Annotated in this window: 18 protein-coding genes; 8 read left to right on the top strand and 10 right to left on the bottom strand. The window is 43.1% G+C overall.

From position 1 onward, the window contains the following. Window positions 1–109: 109 nt before the first annotated feature. The 3 genes from LAJ61_RS00515 to lipA form a co-directional block, all read right to left on the bottom strand. The gene (locus LAJ61_RS00515; RefSeq protein WP_224054060.1) at window positions 110–544 is read right to left on the bottom strand and encodes an RNA-binding S4 domain-containing protein; all 435 of its coding nucleotides are present in this window, start codon (window positions 542–544) and stop codon (window positions 110–112) included. Between the two features lie 196 nt (window positions 545–740). Continuing rightward, window positions 741–1,628 (bottom strand): alpha/beta fold hydrolase, encoded by an 888-nt coding sequence (locus LAJ61_RS00510; RefSeq protein ID WP_224054059.1) that lies wholly within the window; start codon window positions 1,626–1,628, stop codon window positions 741–743. 114 nt (window positions 1,629–1,742) lie between these two features. Continuing rightward, the gene (gene lipA / locus LAJ61_RS00505) at window positions 1,743–2,831 is read right to left on the bottom strand and encodes a lipoyl synthase (protein ID WP_224054058.1); all 1,089 of its coding nucleotides are present in this window, start codon (window positions 2,829–2,831) and stop codon (window positions 1,743–1,745) included. A gap of 390 nt (window positions 2,832–3,221) precedes the next feature. Between lipA and acnB the strand changes: the two genes are divergently transcribed. Next, a complete protein-coding gene (acnB, locus tag LAJ61_RS00500) occupies window positions 3,222–5,822 on the top strand; it encodes a bifunctional aconitate hydratase 2/2-methylisocitrate dehydratase (RefSeq protein WP_224054057.1) in 2,601 nt (866 codons plus the stop codon). 161 nt (window positions 5,823–5,983) lie between these two features. Here the strand turns inward: acnB and dinB are convergent, their stop codons facing one another. Next, window positions 5,984–7,039 carry a DNA polymerase IV gene (dinB, locus tag LAJ61_RS00495; protein ID WP_224054056.1) on the bottom strand — a complete coding sequence of 352 codons (1,056 nt, stop codon included), beginning with the start codon at window positions 7,037–7,039 and terminating at the stop codon, window positions 5,984–5,986. A gap of 436 nt (window positions 7,040–7,475) precedes the next feature. Here dinB and LAJ61_RS00490 point away from each other — a divergent pair, with 436 nt between their 5' ends. Continuing rightward, on the top strand, window positions 7,476–8,447 hold the full coding sequence (locus LAJ61_RS00490; protein ID WP_224054865.1) for a TerC family protein: 972 nt from the start codon (window positions 7,476–7,478) through the stop codon (window positions 8,445–8,447). A 62-nt stretch (window positions 8,448–8,509) separates the two neighbouring features. Here the strand turns inward: LAJ61_RS00490 and LAJ61_RS00485 are convergent, their stop codons facing one another. The 3 genes from LAJ61_RS00485 to LAJ61_RS00475 all read right to left on the bottom strand — a co-directional run bounded on the left by LAJ61_RS00485 (window position 8,510) and on the right by LAJ61_RS00475 (window position 11,041). Then, window positions 8,510–9,442: a manganese-dependent inorganic pyrophosphatase gene (locus LAJ61_RS00485; protein ID WP_224054055.1), complete on the bottom strand. Its 933-nt coding sequence runs from the start codon at window positions 9,440–9,442 to the stop codon at window positions 8,510–8,512. A 122-nt stretch (window positions 9,443–9,564) separates the two neighbouring features. Continuing rightward, window positions 9,565–10,749 (bottom strand): aspartate aminotransferase family protein, encoded by a 1,185-nt coding sequence (locus LAJ61_RS00480; protein WP_224054054.1) that lies wholly within the window; start codon window positions 10,747–10,749, stop codon window positions 9,565–9,567. A 79-nt stretch (window positions 10,750–10,828) separates the two neighbouring features. After that, window positions 10,829–11,041, bottom strand: coding sequence for a DNA gyrase inhibitor YacG (locus LAJ61_RS00475; RefSeq protein ID WP_224054053.1), 213 nt, complete (start codon window positions 11,039–11,041; stop codon window positions 10,829–10,831). A 90-nt stretch (window positions 11,042–11,131) separates the two neighbouring features. Here LAJ61_RS00475 and LAJ61_RS00470 point away from each other — a divergent pair, with 90 nt between their 5' ends. Continuing rightward, window positions 11,132–11,770, top strand: coding sequence for a class I SAM-dependent methyltransferase (locus LAJ61_RS00470; RefSeq protein WP_224054052.1), 639 nt, complete (start codon window positions 11,132–11,134; stop codon window positions 11,768–11,770). Here LAJ61_RS00470 and LAJ61_RS00465 read toward each other — a convergent pair. After that, complete coding sequence (locus LAJ61_RS00465; protein WP_224054051.1) at window positions 11,767–12,711, bottom strand: RDD family protein; 945 nt, start codon at window positions 12,709–12,711, stop codon at window positions 11,767–11,769. The genes LAJ61_RS00470 and LAJ61_RS00465 overlap by 4 nt on opposite strands. A 300-nt stretch (window positions 12,712–13,011) precedes the next feature. Between LAJ61_RS00465 and LAJ61_RS00460 the strand changes: the two genes are divergently transcribed. The 4 genes from LAJ61_RS00460 (at window position 13,012) to LAJ61_RS00445 (ending at window position 17,534) form a co-directional block, all read left to right on the top strand. After that, window positions 13,012–13,941 (top strand): DUF3025 domain-containing protein, encoded by a 930-nt coding sequence (locus tag LAJ61_RS00460; protein WP_224054050.1) that lies wholly within the window; start codon window positions 13,012–13,014, stop codon window positions 13,939–13,941. Between the two features lie 174 nt (window positions 13,942–14,115). Continuing rightward, window positions 14,116–14,400: a hypothetical protein gene (locus LAJ61_RS00455; protein WP_060994737.1), complete on the top strand. Its 285-nt coding sequence runs from the start codon at window positions 14,116–14,118 to the stop codon at window positions 14,398–14,400. A 207-nt stretch (window positions 14,401–14,607) separates the two neighbouring features. Further along, window positions 14,608–16,494: a tRNA uridine-5-carboxymethylaminomethyl(34) synthesis enzyme MnmG gene (gene mnmG, locus LAJ61_RS00450; RefSeq protein ID WP_135888995.1), complete on the top strand. Its 1,887-nt coding sequence runs from the start codon at window positions 14,608–14,610 to the stop codon at window positions 16,492–16,494. Window positions 16,495–16,577: 83 nt separating this feature from the next. After that, window positions 16,578–17,534, top strand: coding sequence for an AEC family transporter (locus LAJ61_RS00445; RefSeq protein ID WP_224054049.1), 957 nt, complete (start codon window positions 16,578–16,580; stop codon window positions 17,532–17,534). 36 nt (window positions 17,535–17,570) lie between these two features. On the opposite strand, the gene LAJ61_RS00440 is transcribed toward LAJ61_RS00445, so the two are convergent. Beyond that, on the bottom strand, window positions 17,571–19,607 hold the full coding sequence (locus LAJ61_RS00440) for an Lnb N-terminal periplasmic domain-containing protein (protein WP_224054048.1): 2,037 nt from the start codon (window positions 19,605–19,607) through the stop codon (window positions 17,571–17,573). A gap of 252 nt (window positions 19,608–19,859) precedes the next feature. Between LAJ61_RS00440 and LAJ61_RS00435 the strand changes: the two genes are divergently transcribed. Then, complete coding sequence (locus LAJ61_RS00435; RefSeq protein ID WP_036595824.1) at window positions 19,860–20,150, top strand: YeaC family protein; 291 nt, start codon at window positions 19,860–19,862, stop codon at window positions 20,148–20,150. Window positions 20,151–20,268: 118 nt separating this feature from the next. Here the strand turns inward: LAJ61_RS00435 and LAJ61_RS00430 are convergent, their stop codons facing one another. Beyond that, window positions 20,269–21,582 carry an acetyl-CoA C-acetyltransferase gene (locus tag LAJ61_RS00430; RefSeq protein ID WP_201666271.1) on the bottom strand — a complete coding sequence of 438 codons (1,314 nt, stop codon included), beginning with the start codon at window positions 21,580–21,582 and terminating at the stop codon, window positions 20,269–20,271. Between the last annotated feature and the right edge of the window lie 272 nt (window positions 21,583–21,854).

Raw genomic sequence — 21,854 nt, 5'->3', positions numbered from 1 at the left:
TCGGCAGAGGTGCTCATCGCCAGTGCAATGACTAGCGCAATGATAAAGTGCTTATTATAACGAAATATGACAGGGAAAATTGCGATTTTTATGACCCCTTGACAAGCAATTAAAAACCTTCTTCATCACTGCCAAAATGGTTAATATCCCTAAAACGGCTCAGCTGACGACGCTGTTTTTTATTTGGGCGATGATCGGGGCGGGCAAGATTGGCAAGTTTTTTTTGTTCGGTGAAAAATTCTCGTTGGCTGATACTGGCATCGGTCTCTTGATAAAGCACACTGGCGGTTGTGGCATTGCCGCGCACTTCAGACAGCGCTAGCACCTTGACCGTCTTTTGGGTGTAATGATTGGCTGACCCTTGGCGAATCGTCAATTCATCGCCCACCGCTATTTCTTTACTGACCTTCACGCGATTGCCAAAATGGTGTACCCGTCCCGATTCAATCGCTTCCTTGGCTAGGGTGCGAGTTTTATAAAACCTTGCTGCCCAGAGCCATTTATCTAAACGCACTTTAATTTTATCAGTTGTACTCAATGACATTTCCTATAACTTAACTCCATGAATAACTTTAGATTAAATGGTTGTCTTTTCGAATCTTTCAATACGTCACATCGATATTTCTAACAAGCAACTGGCGTGTCAAAACGCGGCTAATAGTCTATTCATCATCACAGTTATAAAACGCTGCTTAAACACTCAGCAATTAGACCCATTGTCAAGACTCAGGGATTTTAAACTAATTGATATGGTGAGTGAGCCAAGCCAAAATATCATCATACACTTGTTGGTGATTAGGCTCTAGCAAGATTTCATGGCGCATCGCTTCATATTGCTGCATGCTAACCGAGGTAAAATTATTTTGTTGCAAACGTTTGACAATACGCGGAATGCCTTTTCCCATCTGCCCAACAGGGTCATCTTTTCCGCTGACAAATAGCAGCGGTAACTGCCTGGGTACTTGTTGATACCAATGCTTATTGGTACCTGCTTGCATCAACGACATGAGCGCAAAATAGCCATTGTTGGTAAACTGAAAGCCGCAAAGCTTGTCATCAAGGTAGGTTTTTACTTGCTTAGGATCTGAATTGAGCCAATTAAACCCTTGTAAATCGGGTTCTTTTCTAAAGGGTAGGTTATTAAATTGGTTTAAAATCTTATCCAATACCGGATTGGTGCGCCGCGTGGTAAAGTGATTAAGGTTTTTGGTTACAGGCACAAACAAGTTTGCCAACGGATTAAAATCTGAGGTACCCATAATTATTGCGCCCGCAAATCGCTCACCATAGCGCTGCAGAATACAGCGAACGATAAATGACCCCATACTGTGACCCAAGATAAAATGGGGGGTATCAGGGTATTTTTCAGCGATTAACTGCGCATGCGCCATCACATTGTCAATCATCAACTCTGCAGGATTGGGGTTACCCATATAACCTAAGCAACCATTGTCATAGGCTTGCTGTCCATGACCTAAATGGTCAAAGGTTAACACCGCAATATCATGATTTGCCAAAAATTGCGCAAAGGGTTGGTAGCGCCCTTGGTGCTCTGCCATGCCATGCACGATTAGTAACGTAGCAACGGGCGTCACCTTAGGCAAATAGAATGTGTAATTGTTATTCATCGCAAATTTCCTGTGAGTGTTATTTTATAATTAGGGTAGCATAAAAAAGCCGTCTAATGACGGCTTTAAATCAACGCGCAAATTCACAAATCAATGTACATATCAACGCACAAATCAACAGCCTGATTTTTTCATGTCCGCTTCTGATAACGGATTGGCACCACGGGTAGGGCGCGGGCAAGGCTCACCATAATATTGACGATCGGCAAAATAGCTTGATCGCACCATCGGACCTGCCCAGATATTTGCAAAGCCCAATTTTTTACTGTGTGCAGTATAACGGTCGAATTCATCCGGATGCACAAATCTATCAACTGGGGCGTGCGATTTGCTTGGCTGCAAATATTGACCGATGGTAATTAAATCGACATCATGCGCCTTTAAATCATCAAGTAAGGCATAAACCTCTTCTTCGGTCTCGCCAAGACCCACCATAAAACCACATTTGGTGACGATATCCGGGCGACGCGCTTTGTAATCTTTTAACAGCTGTAATGAATGCTGATAATCCGACCCCGGGCGAAACGCTTTATACAAACGTGGCACGGTTTCGATATTGTGGTTAAATACGTCAGGCGCTGTGTCACTCAAAATATCCAGCGCCACTTGTTCACGACCGCGAAAGTCAGGGACTAAAATCTCAATCAAGCAATTAGGGCTTAACTGACGAGATTCTTTAATGACATTGGCAAAATGCTTAGCGCCGCCGTCACGCAAATCATCTCGGTCAACCGAGGTAATCACCGCATATTTTAATCCTAGACCGGCAATGGTCTCAGCGGTGTGAATCGGCTCAAGCTCATCAAGCGCATTGGGGCGACCATGCGCCACATCACAAAATGGGCAGCGACGGGTACAAATATCACCCATAATCATAAAGGTCGCGGTGCCATCACCAAAACATTGGGGTAGGTTGGGGCAGGCCGCTTCTTCACACACCGTATACAGCTTTTGTTCACGTAAGGTTGACTTAATGCGCGCCACTTCACTCGGCGATGACAGCTTGACGCGAATCCAGTCAGGTTTTTTTGGGGTTTCTACCGTTGGGATGATTTTAATCGGAATACGGGCAACTTTATCATGGCCACGTAGTTTTTCACCCACTTCAGGACGTTTTGGCTTGTCGCAATTTGATTTGTCACGAGCGATGGGTCTATCGGTGCGCGGCGTTGAAGGGGCAAAAGTTTGTACAGTGTCGGTCATTGCTATGATTAATCCTTGAATTCACTTAGCAGATTTTAGGGGGTTATTATAACAGAAATCTATGCTGACGAATTTAAACTATTTTGGGATAAGCTTTGTTGTTTAAAGTAGAGAGCCAAAGTTATTTTTCATCCTAGTAAAAAAAGCGACAATCGGCTCAAACGCATTTATTAAAAATTATTGGGCTATTTCTTTAAAAAATAATGGCTATGTTAACAAAAACGTATTTTCTCATTAACATTTCATCACATTTCAAGTATATTAGAAGGGTTAAATTTTTTAGCCAAAGCCATGCTGGCTAGTAGCCATTTCAAAATTCAACTGTGTTGTGAAGAGGGCTTGCAGACGCATGGTTAACACAATAATCTTACATGACTATGAGGACGATTCATGCTAGAGAACTATCGTAAACACGTCGAAAATCGTGCGGCACAGGGTATTGTGCCACAGCCACTTAACGAACAGCAAACGGCTGATTTGGTTGAACTATTAAAAAATCCACCAGCGGGTGAAGAAGAAACACTTGTAGACTTATTAGAAAACCGTATTCCACCTGGGGTTGACCAAGCAGCGTATGTTAAAGCGGCATTTCTAGCAGCCATCGTTAAAGGCGAAACCACTTCGCCCCTGATTTCAAAACTAAAAGCGATTGAGTTATTGGGTCATATGCAAGGTGGTTACAACGTTGAACCATTAATTCAAGCATTAGACGACAAAGAATTGGCGAAAGCTGCGGGTGACGCGCTGAAAAAAACCTTACTGGTATTTGATGCCTTTAACGATGTCACTGAAAAAGCGGAAGCCGGTAATGAAGTTGCCAAAGAGGTGTTACAATCTTGGGCAAACGCCGAATGGTTCACCAGCCGTCCAGAAGTGCCAAAAAAAGCCACTTACAAAACCTTCAAAGTCACCGGTGAAACCAACACTGATGATTTGTCACCTGCTCAAGATGCATGGTCACGTCCAGACATCCCACTACACGCATTAGCCATGCTAAAAAATGCGCGTGAAGGCATTGTGCCAGACCAAGACGGCGTGATTGGTCCGATGAAACAAATCGAAGAGATGAAAAAAGACGGTATTCCATTGGCATACGTGGGTGATGTGGTCGGTACTGGTTCAAGCCGTAAATCAGCGACCAACTCGGTATTATGGTTAATGGGTGAAGATATCAAAGGCGTGCCAAACAAACGTACCGGCGGTCTGGTATTGGGTGGTAAAATCGCACCGATTTTCTTCAACACCATGGAAGATGCGGGCTCATTACCCATCGAAGTGGATGTTAGCAAACTTAACATGGGTGATGTATTTGATATCTACCCATATGACGGCAAAATCACCAAACATGATTCTGACGAAGTACTTGCGACATTTGAATTAAAATCACCAACGCTCCTTGATGAAGTGCGTGCCGGTGGTCGTATTCCATTGATTATAGGTCGTGGCTTAACCAACAAAGCCCGTGAATACCTAGGTTTGGGTGCGTCTGACATTTTTGCAAAACCAGAACAACCTGTCGACACTGGTAAAGGCTATACGTTAGCGCAAAAAATGGTCGGTAAAGCTTGTGGCGTAGAAGGTATTCGTCCGGGTGCCTACTGTGAACCAAAAATGACAACCGTGGGTTCGCAAGATACCACAGGTCCTATGACCCGTGACGAATTAAAAGACTTGGCTTGTTTAGGCTTCTCTGCAGATTTAGTCATGCAATCATTCTGTCATACGGCAGCTTATCCAAAACCAATCGACGTAGAAACTCAGCACACACTCCCTGACTTCATCATGAATCGTGGCGGTGTATCACTGCGTCCAGGTGATGGTATTATTCACTCATGGCTCAACCGTATGCTATTGCCTGATACCGTTGGTACAGGTGGTGACTCACATACGCGCTTCCCAATGGGTATTTCGTTCCCAGCAGGTTCAGGTCTAGTGGCGTTTGCCGCAGCAACCGGGGTAATGCCATTAGATATGCCAGAATCAGTTCGTGTGCGTTTTGTTGGTGAAATGCAGCCTGGTATCACCTTGCGTGACTTGGTACATGCGATTCCTTACCAAGCCATCAAAGAAGGTTTATTGACCGTTGAAAAAGCCGGTAAGAAAAACGTATTTAACGGCCGTATCCTAGAAATCGAAGGTTTAGAAGACTTAACCGTTGAACAAGCATTCGAATTATCAGATGCCTCTGCCGAACGTTCAGCCGCAGGTTGTACTATCACCTTGTCTGAAGAATCAGTAAAAGAATACCTAACATCAAACATCACCCTACTTAAATGGATGATTTCTGAAGGTTATGGCGATGCCCGTACCATTGCACGCCGTATCAAAGGTATGGAAAGCTGGCTTGCCAACCCAACATTATTACGTGCTGATGCAGACGCAGAATATGCCGCTGACATCACTATCGATATGAGCGCAATCAAAGAACCGATTCTTTGCTGTCCAAACGACCCAGATGATGCCAAAACCTTGGCAGACGTTGCCGGCGACAAGATTGATGAAGTATTCATCGGTTCATGTATGACCAACATCGGTCACTTCCGTGCCGCGGGCGCGTTGCTCAAAGAAGTACCTGCGGGTAGCTTGACCACGCGTCTATGGATTGCACCACCTACTAAAATGGATGCACGCCAATTGATGGATGAAGGTCTATACAACGTCTATGCACAAGCGGGCGCACGGACTGAAATGCCGGGTTGTTCACTGTGTATGGGTAACCAAGCGCGTATCGCACCAAAATCAACCGCCGTATCAACTTCGACACGTAACTTCCCGAACCGTTTAGGTCAAGGTGCTAACGTGTACTTGGCGTCTGCCGAGTTGGCGTCGGTGGCTGCGGTACTTGGTAAACTACCTACCAACGAAGAATACCAACAATATGCTGGTAAGCTCAACAGCATGTCAGCCGATATCTACAAATACTTAAACTTCGACCGTATGAGCGAGTATACTGAAGAAGCAAATAAAATTAACGTAGCACAGCTTACCTAACCATCGTTAAGTTAAGTTAGGCTCATCTAATTTTAGTTAAGTAGGATAACAATAAAGTAAAACCCTGCAATATAGCAGGGTTTTGCTGTTGTTAGCATTTACATAAAATTTTTTGAACGTTTGGCTAAAAAATATCTTGGCAAAATTTGGCTTTTAGTGCCTTACAATAATGGCATCTGTGTTGGGGCTTCAGCTTGCAACAAATTTGAATAAGTCACCCCAACCAAACGTACAGGTAAAAGTTTTGGGGTATGATCGTATAGCCATTGAATCCAATAATGGGCATCAGCTTCTTGTTCAAAATGGGAGGAAATACTATGAGAGCGGGTAATCACACTAAAATCGCTGTATTTGATTTTAATGGTGATGGTGCGAGCGTAACGCTGCTTTTTTTGTAAATCTTTAAACGCTTGGCTATTTTCGCGATATAGGGCAACCACAATGACTTTATCATCCATGGTATTGTTTACAAACGTTGTCTCGGAACCGACAGATTTATGGTTGCGCTCAGCTTTAACCTCTCGATTATCAATACCGTGGGCAATTTGGTGAAAGAAATCACCCCGTTTGCCAAAGCGTTGTTTTAATACGTCCGCTGGGGTATTGCGTAAATCCAATCCTGTAAATATACCCATGTCATGCAACATTTTGACGGTGGCTTTGCCAATCCCGTGAAATTTTTTTACCGGTAAATTGGCGATAAAGTCCAATCCTTGCTCAGGTGTAATCACCGCAATACCGTTGGGTTTATTTAAATCTGACGCGATTTTGGCAAGCATTTTGTTATAAGACACGCCTGCTGAAGCGGTCAGTTGCGTTTGTTGCAAAATCTGTTGGCGAATACGATTGGCGATTAGTGTCGCAGAATTTTTTTCATACGGGCTATCGGTCACATCTAGATACGCCTCATCCAGTGATAAAGGTTCGACCAGTGGCGTATATTGGTGCATGATGGTACGAATTTGCTCACTAACTTCACGATACACCTCAAAGCGTGGTTTGACAAAAATTGCTTGGGGGCACAGCTGACGCGCTCGATAGCATGACATGGCAGAATGCACACCAAACTTTCGTATCTCATAACTTGCTGCTGCGACGACACCACGCCCATTGGGATCACCGCCAACGACCAATGGTTTACCTTGTAACTCAGGATTATCCCGTTGCTCAACACTGGCAAAGAACGCATCCATATCGATATGAATAATTTTACGCATGGTTGTTAGTTTACCATCCTAACTGTACGGGGAAAGTATTTAATTAACGGTCTAAACGCTAAATACGCTAGCTAACATAAACAATAAATTCAAAATTTACTGATTGATAAATTCAATTGATAAGTGGTCGTTAATCTGCTACATTATCGCTATCAAGGGGAGTAACTTCTCACTTTAACAGTTTGTGATTTATCGTCATTACGTAAGTAGCCGCTTACCGGTAAATCAGCTATTTTTTAGCCATATATTAAGCTAATTATCAAATAGTAAGCCAGACCTTGACTTAACACAACCACATATTTGGTCGGTGTGAGTCAAGGTTTTTTTGTGCTTAGCGTTTTTCCAAAATCCTTTGACTTATTGCCAGCCATAGTTTGTAAATGCATACTAAGGAGCGATAATGTTACTTGCAGCAGTGAATCAAATGACAGAACCCATGAGCATTGGCAGTCCCATGCTGTATGCCGTGTTCTTTGCTATCGTAGCGATACTGTTATTGGTTGATTTTTTTACCTTTAAAACCCCAAAAAATGGTGAAGCGGTTTCGATGAAACAAGCGGGTATTTGGAGTGCCATTTGGGTGGGCGTGTCTGTGTTGTTTGCAGGCGGTCTATGGTGGTATCTATCACAAAATTTTGGCGGTGCTATCGCCACTCAAAAAGTAGGGGAGTTTTTTACAGGATATTTACTGGAAAAATCGCTCGCCATTGATAACGTCTTTGTATGGTTAATGATTTTTGCGGCGTTTGCGGTGTCGCCTGCGATGCAACGGAAGATTTTACTGTACGGGGTGATTGGTGCGATTGTCATGCGGACGGTGATGATTTTTGCAGGGGCTTGGCTTGTCACGGAGTTTAGCTGGATTTTATATATTTTTGGCGCATTTTTGCTGTACACGGGTGTAAAAATGTGGCAAAACCACGATGAGCAAGAAGACCCGAAGCAGTCAGGCTTATATAAGTTTTTACAAAAACATCTGAAAATCAGCGATGATAGCCATGATGCATCAGGTCAAGAGCGGTTTGTGTTGGTGAAAAATGGCGTAAAATATTTTACCCCGTTGGCCGTTGTATTAATTTTAGTCGAGTTATCCGATGTGATTTTTGCGGTGGATTCGATTCCTGCAATTTTTGCGGTCACTACCGACCCATTTATTGTTTTAACGGCAAACTTGCTGGCTATTTTGGGTCTACGGGCGATGTTCTTCTTGTTATCGGGTTTGGCGGATAAATTCCATTTATTGCCTTATGCGCTTAGTGTCATCTTGGTGTTTATTGGCGCCAAAATGCTATTGCTTGATGTTTTCCATGTGCCGATGGCTATCTCGTTAGGCTTTATTGCCGCCGTGCTAACAGTGACAGCGATTTTATCGGTAAAGTTTCCGAATTTGGGTAAAGTTGAAGCATAAAAAATATTTTTGAATAAAAAAAGGGCTAACAATTTAGCCCTTTTTTGTGAATTAAAAACTGACTATTGGGCATAAAATGCTTCTAAAGTAGGCACAAATTGTTTTTTTCGGCTGACCAAGTTACCTAAATCAAGCAATTTATCATTGAGTCTGGTATTAAATGCTTGCTCAATGATTTCATTTTGTGCATCGTTGCTACTAACCGCCCAAGATTGCTGTTTTAAAATATCAACAATAATAACTAGTATATAATCCAAGCCATCTCTTTGGCGGATTAGTTCACTGGCTTGTTGGATGCCATCGGTGCGCGACAACACCACATCAGGTTTAACAGTTTCGATACTAGCGATTGCCCATTTTTTACCCGAGAAAATAAACTGTTTATAATCGATAGTGACTAACGCATCATCCGTTAAGTCGCTGATATTGCTTTTTGCATCGAATAATTGATTGGCAAAGCTGTTTATATCGTGAATCCCTGCAAGGTGGATGACTGCTTGTAACGCTTGCTTGTCACTGTCTGTAGTGGTAGGACCTGTCAGATTAAGCGTATCAGAAATGATTGCACCTGCCATCAATGTCGCCATTTGCTGAGAAATCAGCAAATTCTTTTCCACAAACATATGGTATAAAATGGTGCTGGTAGAGCCGACAGGTTCAAATCGAATATAGGCAGGTTCGGCAGTGGTCAAATCACCAAGTTTATGATGGTCGACAAGGTAACAAATATGGGCGTCTGCTAGATTGGCAATCGATTGCTGGCTTTCGTTATGATCGACTAAAGCAGCGGGTTGGGCAGGCTCAAGATGGGTGAGTAATTCTGGTAATCGGACTTTAGCAAGTTCAATTAAAAATTTGGTTTCTTGATTGGTATCATCTAAGCGGTAACTTTTGGCATCTATACCTTGTTGATTGAGCCAATAAGTCATGACGATGGTTGATACGATAGCATCGGTATCTGGTTTTTTGTGCCCAAAAACAGCAATGGTTGTCATAAAATTACCCCAATATAAAACACAGCTATTATATCATCTTGTCAAAATCAAACGGTTGACTGGCAAGTTTGCGATGAGAAAGCCGATATTGACTAATCGGCTAACTTTACCATCAAAAAAAACTACATGGCTGATTGAATAAGGTGAATGAGGCGCTCACCGATTTGAACGGTTTCATCGGCACTCATGTTAAGCGGTGGCAATAAACGAATGGCATTACCGCCTGCCACATTGATGATGAGATGATGATTGTCACGCGCTTTATCGACCAAGCTATCAAATGCAATGCCGCGATCCTGTGGCATCACCACCCCTAGCATCATGCCTTTTCCGCGTACAGTAACCCCTTGGCTACCCAGCTCGCTGGTGATTTGCTCAATCAATGCTGCGCTATTGCTAAGGGTAGTTGCCATCATATTTTCATCATCAATGACATCAATCACTTCACTAACCACACGGCAAGCAAGCGGCGTACCGCCATACGTTGAGCCGTGTGAGCCATAGCTAAAAATATCATTGGCTTTTGCGCTGGTCATGCACGCACCCACAGGAAAACCATTACCCAACCCTTTTGCTGTGGTCAAAATATCAGGTTTGATGGAGGAATATTGATAAGCGAAGTATCGCCCCGTACGACCATTACCCGTTTGCACTTCATCTAAAATCATTAGTAAGTCATTGTCATCGCAAACTTTGCGAACTTGGGTTAAAAAATCAAAGCCATTAGTCGCAGTATTGACGCCACTTTCACCTTGGATAGGCTCAAGCATCACAGCGCAAACATTGTCGTTATCGGCAATCGCTTGGCTAATCGCTTCGATATCCCCAAAAGGCACACGAATAAAATCATCATCTAGGGTAAAAAATCCAGCTCTAGCCATTGGATTTGCGGTGGCGGATACGGTCAGTAGGGTACGTCCATGAAACGATTTTTCCATCACAATCACTTTGGCTTGAGTTTGCCCACGATTTGATGCAAACAGTCGCGCCATCTTTAATGCCGCTTCGTTGGCCTCGGCACCGCTATTGGCAAAAAATACTTTATCCATGCCTGCGACTTGGCATAACTTTTCACCCGCGCGCTCTTGCCAATCAATACCAAAAAGATTGCTGGTATGCACAAGCGTTGCGGCTTGATCGGCAATCGCGGCAGTGACACGCGGATGACAATGACCCAGTCCACAGACAGCAATCCCTGTTAACGCATCTAAATACGGCGTTCTGTCAGCGGTATAAAGATAACTTCCTTGACCTTTGACAAAGCTAATGGGCTGGCGTTTATAGGTGGGGAGTAAATAAGAGCTCATGGGGATTCCTTTAATCCTAGTTAGCAAATCATAGTTAGCAAATCATAGCTAGCGCAATCACTAACCAATCAAATCTACGTTATTTAAAAGCGTCTAATTCGTCACTGAACGGGGTGTCTTCTGCACTGACTTTATAGTCCTCATTCGCCCATGCCCCTAAGTCAATGAGCTTACAGCGCGCACTGCAAAATGGCTTAGTGGGGTTATCTGCCCAAACGGTGGGTTTGCCGCAGCGCGGACAGGGATAAGTTTTGACAGGTGCATTTGATGGGGTGTGCTCAGTTTTAGACATAAACAAAAGGTATTCTGAAAAATGGTGTATCGGATTATTTGCCATAGTATACTATAAATCCTTTTTTTTGGGCGAATCAAGCGACTGTTCATGCTAAGTCATCAATTTACCAGACCATTTCAACCCGATCGTATCCGTCATCCCAGAGATTTTCAGCCATTTGCCGCAACATTTTGGCAACAACCCGCCATTTTTGTTGAAATCGGTGCAGGTAAAGGCAAGCATGCGCTGAGTTTTGCCAGCGATAATGCCAATGCCCATCTCATCGCGATTGAACGTACCGCAGAAAAATATCAAGCCATGCAAAAAATGGCGAATCAAGCAAAGTTGTCTAATTTAACGACTATTCATGCCGATGCCATTGCTTGGGTCACCCATGCTGTACCTGCCCAAAGTTTATCAGGGGTGTTTATTCTTTATCCCAATCCAGAGCCGCATAACCCCAACCAACGCTGGCTTAACATGCCGTTTTTTGAGTGGTTACTGTCTCGGTTAAAATCAGGTGGCGAGCTTATACTTGCCAGTAATATTGAAAATTATATTGATGAAGCTGAGCATAAAGCACAGACGGTTTGGCAAGTACCGGTGGAGAAAAACCAAGTACCCAATCATAGTGAACGCACGCATTTTGAGGTGAAATACCTAGCGCGTGGCGAGGCGTGTTGGCAACTGACCATAAAAAAACCGCATGGTTATACCACACGGTTTGATGATTTTAATTCACTTTAGTCAGGTTTTAACGCAAGCGGCGTGGTTTGGGTGTCATCGGCACGTACCACATAAGTTTTGGCGATTTTATCATGTAGGCTTAATCGCTCTTTGCTGGTGAGCATCATGACCAAATCAACGACTAACACAACCAAACCAAAAATCGATAAAGAGTAAGCCAATGTGGTAAATAACCCACGCATAATGATTAAGTTAAAAAATCTAGGAATGGCATTGGATTGGCGATCCAAAATACGTATGCCCATTATCATCTTACCGATAGTCTGACCACGGCGCATCAATAATAGCACTTGCGCAATCATCAAGCCCCATACCAAAATATTGGTCAACAACAATATATGCTCAGGTAACGCTGACATGAGTTCCATTTGCTGGGCAGAGGTCAATCGGGTTTGTCCTGCTTCTGCCCATTTGAGTAATTTATCAAAATTTGGGCTGTTATACAGGGAGATGAACAGGGGCGACGACGCCAATACCATAAGCAGGGTATCTACTAATTTTGCTGCGATACGACTACCGATGCTGGCAAGGTCTAACTGTTTTTTGGCATGGGCAATGTCTTGGTTCGAGCTAAGTTTCTTGGTCAATGTGACCTTGGTAGGGGTAGGGGATTTGTGCGGGTTATTCGCTGAATACCGATCCCAAACATTCTCAGAGTCTTCTGAAGGCGATATAGGATTAGGCGTGTTGTTAATAATATAATCTGCTTCATCAGAAGCGGGCTGCTCACGTTGGTGGGTATCCACTGACAAGCTTTCATCCATCGTTGGACGGTAAAAAAATTGCCCATCCGTCATCGCATTGACTGTGTTCCAGTTATCCATCCCTTGATGCCACATCAAATCAGTGAGTAACACTTGCCCTGTCGCAAGCATTTGATTGAGTTGTTCAAGGGTATAAGGGCCGGCTTGCACATTATTGCGAGCTAGAAAAATATGCATGTAATAACTCTACTTCTACTGGGTGGTAAAATTTGAATGACTGTATCTTATTATATGATGTTTTGCAACAACGTGCTAAAAATCGCTTATTATGCAAAACAGGTTATACAAGGCATGCTATTCAAAAAATCGCGATATCCTTATGAATTAAGGTCAACAGTATCTAAATCATTAGCTATGATTGGGTGGTAATGATTGGTAAGTAGTAATTATCTGTCATGGGGTTAACCAAAAGTGTGCTAATATTTTTGGTTCAGCCTACGCTTATTTTTCTTATTCTTATATTGTCAGATTGTATTTATGTCAGCGATTCACCCCACAAGCGCCAGCATTGATTTTGATAAACCTTGGTATCACTATTTGGCTTATTTTCCGAATTTTCTGAAGCTTGACGCAAAACATCCTCATTCAACACATGGTCATGCCTCTGCTATCAACGCTATCAATATTGTTGAAACTTTGAATGCTGGTTTGGATAGATATGAGCATGTAAACGCCAGCCGTATAGCCAATTTTGAAAAATTACCGATTCGCTTTGTTGACCAAGCGTGTTTGCCTGAGGGTGAGGCTTATGAGAGTTTTATTGCCAAGACAGGGAAAATTCCAACCCGTGATAATCACCATGATTTGCTGAACGGTTTAATTTGGCTGAATTTTCCGCAGGCTAAAGCAGTATTTAACGAACTCCATGCCCAAGATATTTTGCGACATGGTATTCATAACGCCAGAACAGCGCTTCGTAATGCGTTAACCGTATTTGATGAAAATGGCGGCATTGTGGTGAGTTCAGATAGACTATTGCTTGAACAATTACAAGCATTTAAATGGCACGCGGCTTTGGTCACGCATAGAGCCAATTGGTTGGCTCAACATCGTACCATTGCCTTTTTTCCATTTGGTCATGCCCTGCTTGAAAAATTGCTTAACCCAAGAAAAAATATCACCAGTCATACCTTGCTGATTTTAGTAGATGAGGGTTGGTTTGAGCAATCCATAGCGACTCAAAGAAACCAGCTTGATACGGCAATCGCTAAGCTATTCCACCAAATGGCAATGCCAGATTTGGCGGATAATGCAATTAAGCTATCCTCCAAAAGCTTTCAGCCGTTACCTGTGATGGGTATCCCAGGCTATAGTGATGACAATGTGGTACCAACATTTTATCAAGATGAGGCTGTTTTCAGGTTTCCCAGAGCATTAAGCGCGCCTATTTTTCTATTACATGACTGATAAATGAACAGACAATTTATAGCAGTGGTTAGCGTGGTTGGGGTGATTGCCCAGTCTATGAATGTTGCTTGATAAAAGCCGGTTAATCCGTTAGCATTAAAGCAATCTTTAGTTTATTCAGCCGCATTTATTGATGAAACTCATAATTACTAATAAAAACATTGGAGCATCGGCATGACCACCAAAGTCGTCAAAATTGATAATAAAGTTCGTATGATTACAGGTAAATTAGCCCCACATCTTGAAATTCAATGGGAACACTATACCTTAGCAGAATTGCAATCATTGCTTGCGACGGTAGTGCGTTTTGAAATTGAGCACAACTTTCGTCGTCATAAAGATTATAAAGATAGCAAAGGCGCTAATATCCAAGTGTTTAATGATGCCAACGAACTCAAAGTCACAAGTTTAAAAGATGAGTTATTAATCATCCGCGATAGCCAAATCGATTCACAATAACTATAAATCCGTGAATCAATCAAAATCCAAGCCGAATGACTTGGATTTTTTTATGAATTTGATTTTTTCGTCATGTGGTTGGTAATTATTGAAGCAAAGTATCACTCTAAACGCTCAATGATTGGCATTGATAAAAAAATAATCGATAGCCGTCTAAGCATGGTATAATTGTCAGTTTTTATTGACAAGCGAATGATGGGTGACACGATGAAATACCCTAAAATCTACGACGTAATTGTGATTGGTGGCGGTCATGCTGGCACAGAAGCGGCGCTAGCTGCTGCACGCATGGGTCAGCAGACGCTTCTACTTACGCATAATATTGAAACCTTGGGACAGATGAGCTGTAATCCTGCGATTGGCGGGATTGGCAAGTCGCATTTGGTGCGTGAAGTCGATGCGTTGGGCGGCGCTATGGCGCTTGCCACCGACAAAGCAGGGATTCAGTTTCGTGTGTTAAATAGCCGTAAAGGTGCCGCTGTCCGTGCTACACGTGCGCAAGCAGACCGTATTTTATATAAAGCGGCGATTCGCCATACCTTAGAGAATCAGCCAAACTTGGATATTTTCCAACAAGCGGCGGATGATATTTTGGTTGAAAACGGCAAAGCGGTAGCCGTGGTTACCCAATCGGGGATTGAATTTGCTTGCGGGGCGGTGGTGTTGACCTCTGGCACTTTTTTAGGTGGCACTATTCATATTGGACTAGAAAACCACAAAGGTGGACGTGCAGGCGATCCGCCTTCGATCCGTTTGGCGGATAGATTGCGTGAACTCAAGCTGCCCGTTGGACGTCTCAAAACAGGCACGCCACCACGCATTGATGCGCGTACGGTAGATTTTAGTGTCATGACCGTGCAGCCAGGGGATACACCACTGCCCGTCATGTCGTATTTGGGCGATGTGTCCATGCATCCGCGCCAAATCAACTGCTATATCACCCATACCAATGAACGCACCCATGACATTATCCGCAGCGGGCTGGATCGCTCACCCATGTATTCAGGGGTGATTGAAGGCATTGGTCCCCGTTATTGCCCATCGATTGAAGATAAAATTCATCGATTTGCTGATAAAGACAGCCATCAGATTTTTATTGAGCCTGAAGGGTTGACCACCCATGAACTTTATCCCAATGGGATTTCAACAAGTCTGCCATTTGATATTCAGTTGGCGTTGGTCCGCTCCATGAAAGGGCTAGAAAACGCGCACATCTTGCGTCCTGGCTATGCGATTGAATACGATTATTTTGACCCACAAAATCTTAAACCAAGCCTTGAAACCAAATCGATTGATAACCTATTTTTTGCCGGTCAAATCAACGGAACGACAGGGTATGAAGAAGCCGCGGCGCAAGGTATCTTAGCTGGCTTAAATGCCGCGCGTCGCACCCAAGGACTAGATGCTTGGACACCGCGCCGTGACCAAGCCTATATCGGTGTGTTGGTAGATGATCTCATCACCCATGGTACCAAAGAGCCGTACCGTATGTTTACCAGTCGTGCTGAATACCGTCTGCTGCTGCGTGAAGACAATGCCGATCAACGCTTGACAGAAATTGGGCGTGACTTAGGACTGGTGGACGATGCGCGCTGGCAAGTGTATAGCGATAAAATGACAGCGATTGAGCAAGAAACCGCACGTTTGCGCTCGCTTTGGGCAACGCCCACTAATACCCTGGGTCAATCATTTATCGATAAAACCGGCGAAGTATTGACCAAAGAGAATAACGCGCTTGATTTGTTAAAACGTCCAAACGTGTCATTTGATGATATTAGCGAATTGACCCAATCCCCCGTGTCTGCCGAAGTGGGTGAGCAAATTGAAATTGGTGTCAAATACGCCGGTTATATCGATCGTCAGCAAGTTGAAATCGGTCAGATGAAGAAACTTGAACACACGCTCATTCCAGAGGATTTTACTTATCATGATATCTCTGGGCTTTCCAATGAAATCGTGCAAAAACTTGAAAAAGTGCGCCCAACCACGCTTGCCCAAGCCAGTCGCATTAGCGGCGTCACGCCAGCTGCGGTACAGCTTTTGGCAATGATGATTAAAAAAAGCAAAAAAGCGCGTGAAGTGCTAAGCTCTTAACTTTAAGCCATGCTTGATAAGTCCCAGGGTATTGGTATGTGCCAAACTTGGGACTTTTTTATTTTCTACTCAAAAAAATTATTATGCTAACTGCCTTTCTCTTTGCACTAAAAATTACCTTGCCCAATATCTTGCTGATGTTATTGGGGGTGATGATGCAAAAAAAACAAACCATCAACCAGTCGTTTGTTGAAATCGCCTCTGATATGGTTTTTAACTATTGTCTGCCATGTTTGCTGTTTTTTAGTATTCTAAAAAGTGACATTCATTTTGCGGAGCAGGTCGATTTGATTAAATCGGGATTGATGGTCACTTTTGGACTGTTTTTTCTCAGTGAGCTATTTGCCTATTTTTTTGTCAAAGATAGCCGTGATAAAGGTGTGTTTGTGCAAGGTGTCTTTCGCAGTAACATGGCGATTATGGGGCTAGCGACTGTGACCAACGCCTATGGTAGCCAAGGCGTCAGTATCGGTGCGGTTTATATGGGTCTTTTAACCATTGTGTATAATGTGTTGTCTGTGATTAGCCTAAGCAGAAATGACAACAACAGCCAAGGCGTGGTTAAAAAAGTCATCACCATGACCAAAAAAATCGGGCAAAATCCGTTAATTATCGCATTGGTATCGGCGTTTGCTTATAAGTTATTGCAGCTGCCGATGCCGCCTGAATTTATCATCAAAACAGGCGAGTTATTGGCGGCGGTAGCGTTACCGTTGGCTTTGATTTGTGCAGGCGCGACACTCGATATCAAGTCCATGCTCAATATGACAGGCGTGTCTATGCAGGCTAGCATCGGTCGAATTATTGTAGCGCCTATCACCGCGGTTGTGGTGGGTGGCTTGATGCAGTTATCACCGATACAAATGGGCGTGATGTTTATTATGGTAACATCGCCTGTTGCTGCTGCCAGTTATGTGATGGCTCGCAGCATGGGGGGCAATGAAATATTAGCGGCCAATATTTTAGGATTTACCACCGTGTTTTCCATGTTTAGTCTAGCCATCGGCATGGCGTTGTTACGCCATTTTGGCTTGGCGTAGCATAAAATTGGCTAGGCGCAGATTATTCAAAATAAATTATTCAAAATAGTGTAGCCATTTTAGCGCAACTTCATCAACGTTATCGATATTGTCAGACTTTGGCAACCATTCACGGCTAGCGGTAACCCGAATCGCATTGGTTTGATTGATATCATATTGACTACCAATACTGAGTTTGGGCTGCCAGTAGCTTTCATTATCACTATCGCCACTTAACCAAAATGGCAGTGTTAATTCTGATATCGCGCGCCAATTTGGACGCAATTCTGCATTGCACCCAATATTGACGCCAAGCCCAGCACGATAACCATGATATAAGCCCTTACCAAACTGCGCTGCAATAGCGCCCAAGCCATAGCAAATATTGGCGGGCATATCGCCTGTATTTGGAGCAGCGCTACCGATTGCCACGCTTTTACCAAATTCACCGCTGATATTTGCGACCAAATGATTGTCTGTAGCGCGGAGGTCATCTTTATTGCTACTGCTGGTACCCTTGATACCATCAAAGACTCGCTGTAAGCCAATATTGCCACCCCATGAAATACCTTTTTTCGCGCTATTAATCGGATGCAATGAACGCACATCAAATAATCCTAGCTGCTCAAGTTGCACGGTATCTTGCTGGTCGGTGTTGTCATGAATGCTAAGACCCATACTCAATGCCGTCAATTGTGAGCCTATGGGATAGCCATCAATTTTATCCAACGCATCACGATACACCATGCGATAATTTAAAGTGATAGCCTGGTTACTGTCTAACTTAGGTCGTCCACTGACCGTGTCAAACGACTGCTGGCTGACCCCGATATCAAATCGACTTAAAGGATTAGCTAGTTCAGGATTGTCGCGGCTGGGCAATATCTGAGGACTTGGCGCTATATCTTGATGGGGATTGTTAAAAGCCTTGGGATGATTTGCCGCGTTGCGGGCGTTTAATTGCGCTTGCACAACAGTCGGTGTTGAAGGACTAAAATTGGTAGAGCGAATCAAATTTTCGCGATTTAACATGCGTACCACTTGGGCAGGGGAAATCATTGGGGAGTTATTCACTAAAAAATTTTTATCGGGAAAAATAGAGTTTAGTAACACCAAAATTTCAGAAGCGCAATTATCGGATAACAGATAATAAGGCAAATTTTGGTCTTTAATTTCCCACGTTCGATAGGCAAGTTGTTTAACTTGTTTATCGCTGAGATTGAGCTGATATTGCCATACGTTGCGCCCATTATCTTGCAAATATTCTTTGATACCTTGCTGATAATTGGTCATGGTAAATTCGCCTGCATTGCCACCGATACTAGATTTGTAAGCAAATTTTAAAAAATGCTCACCGTCGGTGACTTTTGGGGTGAAGTTCAAATAGTATTGATTGCTAAGGTCGGCATTATCAAATCGCAAAAAACTATGGGCAAACGCAGACGGTGGGCTATCTAAATACTCACTGGCAAAAATTAATGAGACGGATTGGGGATTGATTTTTTGTAGCCATGAATCGAGTGCATCACAATGTTGGTTGGGGATGCTTGAGGTATCGATGGCTAAGTTTTCAATGAGCCACTGTGTACGAGCGGGAAAGCGACATTGCACAGAGGCATTATTTTTTTTGGTAGGGTGAAATAACTGTGTGAGGATTTCATCGAGTTCTGCTTGGGGATTTTTGGCGCCTTGCGCGCTGGCAAAAAATTGTCGTTGGCTCGCTTGTGGGTTAAAACGATTGTTAACCCGACTTTCAAAGGGCTGTTTTGTGGTGACTGTTTCAGGATAATACAACAACCGCAGCCACGCTTTTTGCGCAGCTAAGTTTTGCTTATGGGCTGATGTCAATGCCCTTTGCAATGCTTGGGTAGCGGTAATAGGCGTCGGCGTAGATGGGGCTGTATCTGACGAAAATTGCTGAACTGGAGCAGTTGATACAGGCGATACAGGCGCTGCTAACGCATAATGTTGGCCGGATATTAGGCTTAATACAAAGACTGCTTTAGCCAACTGCTTTTGATTAAAAGCTGTTTTTTTTTGATTAAAAACACGGGTTACAGCGTGTTGATGATAGCTGTATTTGAGAAGATTCATAGGGGTGCTCTATTTTATAAGGTAAGTTTTTATAAGGTAAGTTTTCACAACTTTTGATAAGCAAAGCATATAATATCTGCGTGCAAATTAACATTGCCCAATTTGTAATCACGCCGTTGTAGGCAGCTAGCCGGCTATAAAACAACTTGCCAAATAGATTTTATCCGCTTAATTTGCTATAATTTTTTAATTATTTAGCAAAATTTTTTTAAACTATTGTGATTTATTGAAGGTTATAAGGACAATTGGGTCATGGATAAACAAGCGATTTTATCAGCGTTAACGCCTGAAATTGTTGAAAAATTTCGTCAAGCGATTTCGCTTGGCAAATGGGAAGATGGTCGAAAGTTGACGGAGGAACAGCGTCAAACTTGTATGCAAGCGGTGATGGTGTGGGAGCATGAATTTTTGGGTGTAGAAGAGCGCACTGGCTATATTCATCGACCCAAGAAAGCGGCAGAAGACTGTGATATCGGTCATGATCATCACTACCCAAATAAACCGCAAGATGAAGATGGCGAAAAACCGATTAAATTTAGTTAGGCGATAAAAAAGGCGAGTTCATTATCTCGCCTTTTTTACATTATTTTTTTAAGTACTTATTTATCAGTTACTTGAATACTAAGTACTTAAGTATAAGTACTTGGTATTAGCTACTTGATTATTTTTCTAAAATGGCGACCACACCTTGTCCGCCCGCAGCACAGATAGAAATCAGCGCACGACCCGATCCTTTTTGATCCAATAGTTTAGCAGTGCTAGCAAGAATGCGACCACCGGTTGCGGCAAACGGATGCCCTGCAGCAAGTGATGAGCCATTTACGTTGAGTTTACTGCGGTCAATCGCGCCAAGTGGCTTATCAAGACCTAAGCGCTCTTTACAAAAACTTTCATCTTCCCATGCAGCAAGTGTAGACAATACCTGTGAGGCAAATGCTTCATGAATTTCATAATAATCAAAGTCTTGCAGCGTTAATCCTGCACGTTCCAACATACGTGGCACAGCATACGCAGGTGCCATCAATAAGCCTTCTTTAACGCCTTTTTTACCTGTAAAATCAACCGCAGCGGTTTCTTGGTAGGTGAGATAAGCAAGCGGTTTTAATCCATTCGCTGCAGCCCACTCATCCGTTCCCAATAACACACAAGATGCACCATCGGTCAGCGGTGTTGAGTTGCCCGCCGTCATGGTTGGGTTGGCATTTTTCTTACCAAATACGGGTTTTAACGATGCCAATTTTTCTAACGAAATATCGGGACGTAGATTGTTATCGCGTGTTAAACCCTTAAATGGCGTGATTAAATCATCAAAAAACCCCTCATCGTACGCACGTGCTAAGTTTTTATGGCTATTAAAGGTAAACTCATCTTGTGCTTCACGAGTGATCGCCCATTCAAGGGCAGTGATGGCTTGGTGGTCACCCATCGATAATTTGGTGCGAGGTTCACCATTTTGCGGTGCATCAATCAAGTCTTTTGGATTAATGCTTAATAACGCTTGCAAGCGATCTTTATTGGTTTTGGCATTATTAAGTTTTAACAGCGCTTTACGCAGCCCATCACCAATGCCTAAAGGGGCATCAGAAGTGGTGTCAACACCGCCTGCAATCCCTGAATCAATCAATCCTAAGGCGATTTTATTGCTCACCGCGAAAGCTGCTTGTAGTCCAGTACCACATGCCTGTGACACATCATAAGCAGGTGTTTGCGGACTTAACGCCGTGCTTAACACACATTCACGGGTGAGATTGATATCACGGCTTAATTTAATGACCGCGCCTGCCACCACTTCACCCAAGCGTTTATCTTGTAAATTATAGCGTTCCACCAAGCCGTTAAGGGCAGCCGTCAACATTTCAGAGTTGCTGACATTGGTATATTGACCATTCGAGCGGGCGAACGGAATACGGTTGCCACCTAAAATAGCGACCTTTTTGCCAGCAGGCTGGTGAGTGGGGTGTTGAAAATTGTCCATAGAAAAGTCCTTTTGAGCAATCAATTAAATAATTGAGATAAACTTAAACCAAATAACTTTTTAAAAATAATGAAATCTTTTAAAAATAACTTAACTTTTTAAGTTTTAGTGATGTTACCATAAAACGCAGACAAAAATATCGCCTAAAGGTATATATATAACGATAATTTATATAAATCAACAAAACCAATAAAATTTTATTTGATATGACTGTTCAAGGTTGCTTGATTGGTATAAAATTTAGACAGTAACTGTCTTTAATTGAGTATTTA

This window comes from Faucicola osloensis (assembly GCF_020041925.1).
Classification (GTDB): Bacteria; Pseudomonadota; Gammaproteobacteria; order Pseudomonadales; family Moraxellaceae; genus Faucicola; species Faucicola osloensis_D.
Note: the sequence above shows the minus strand (reverse complement) of the source record. Positions and strands in the feature narration are given on the sequence as shown.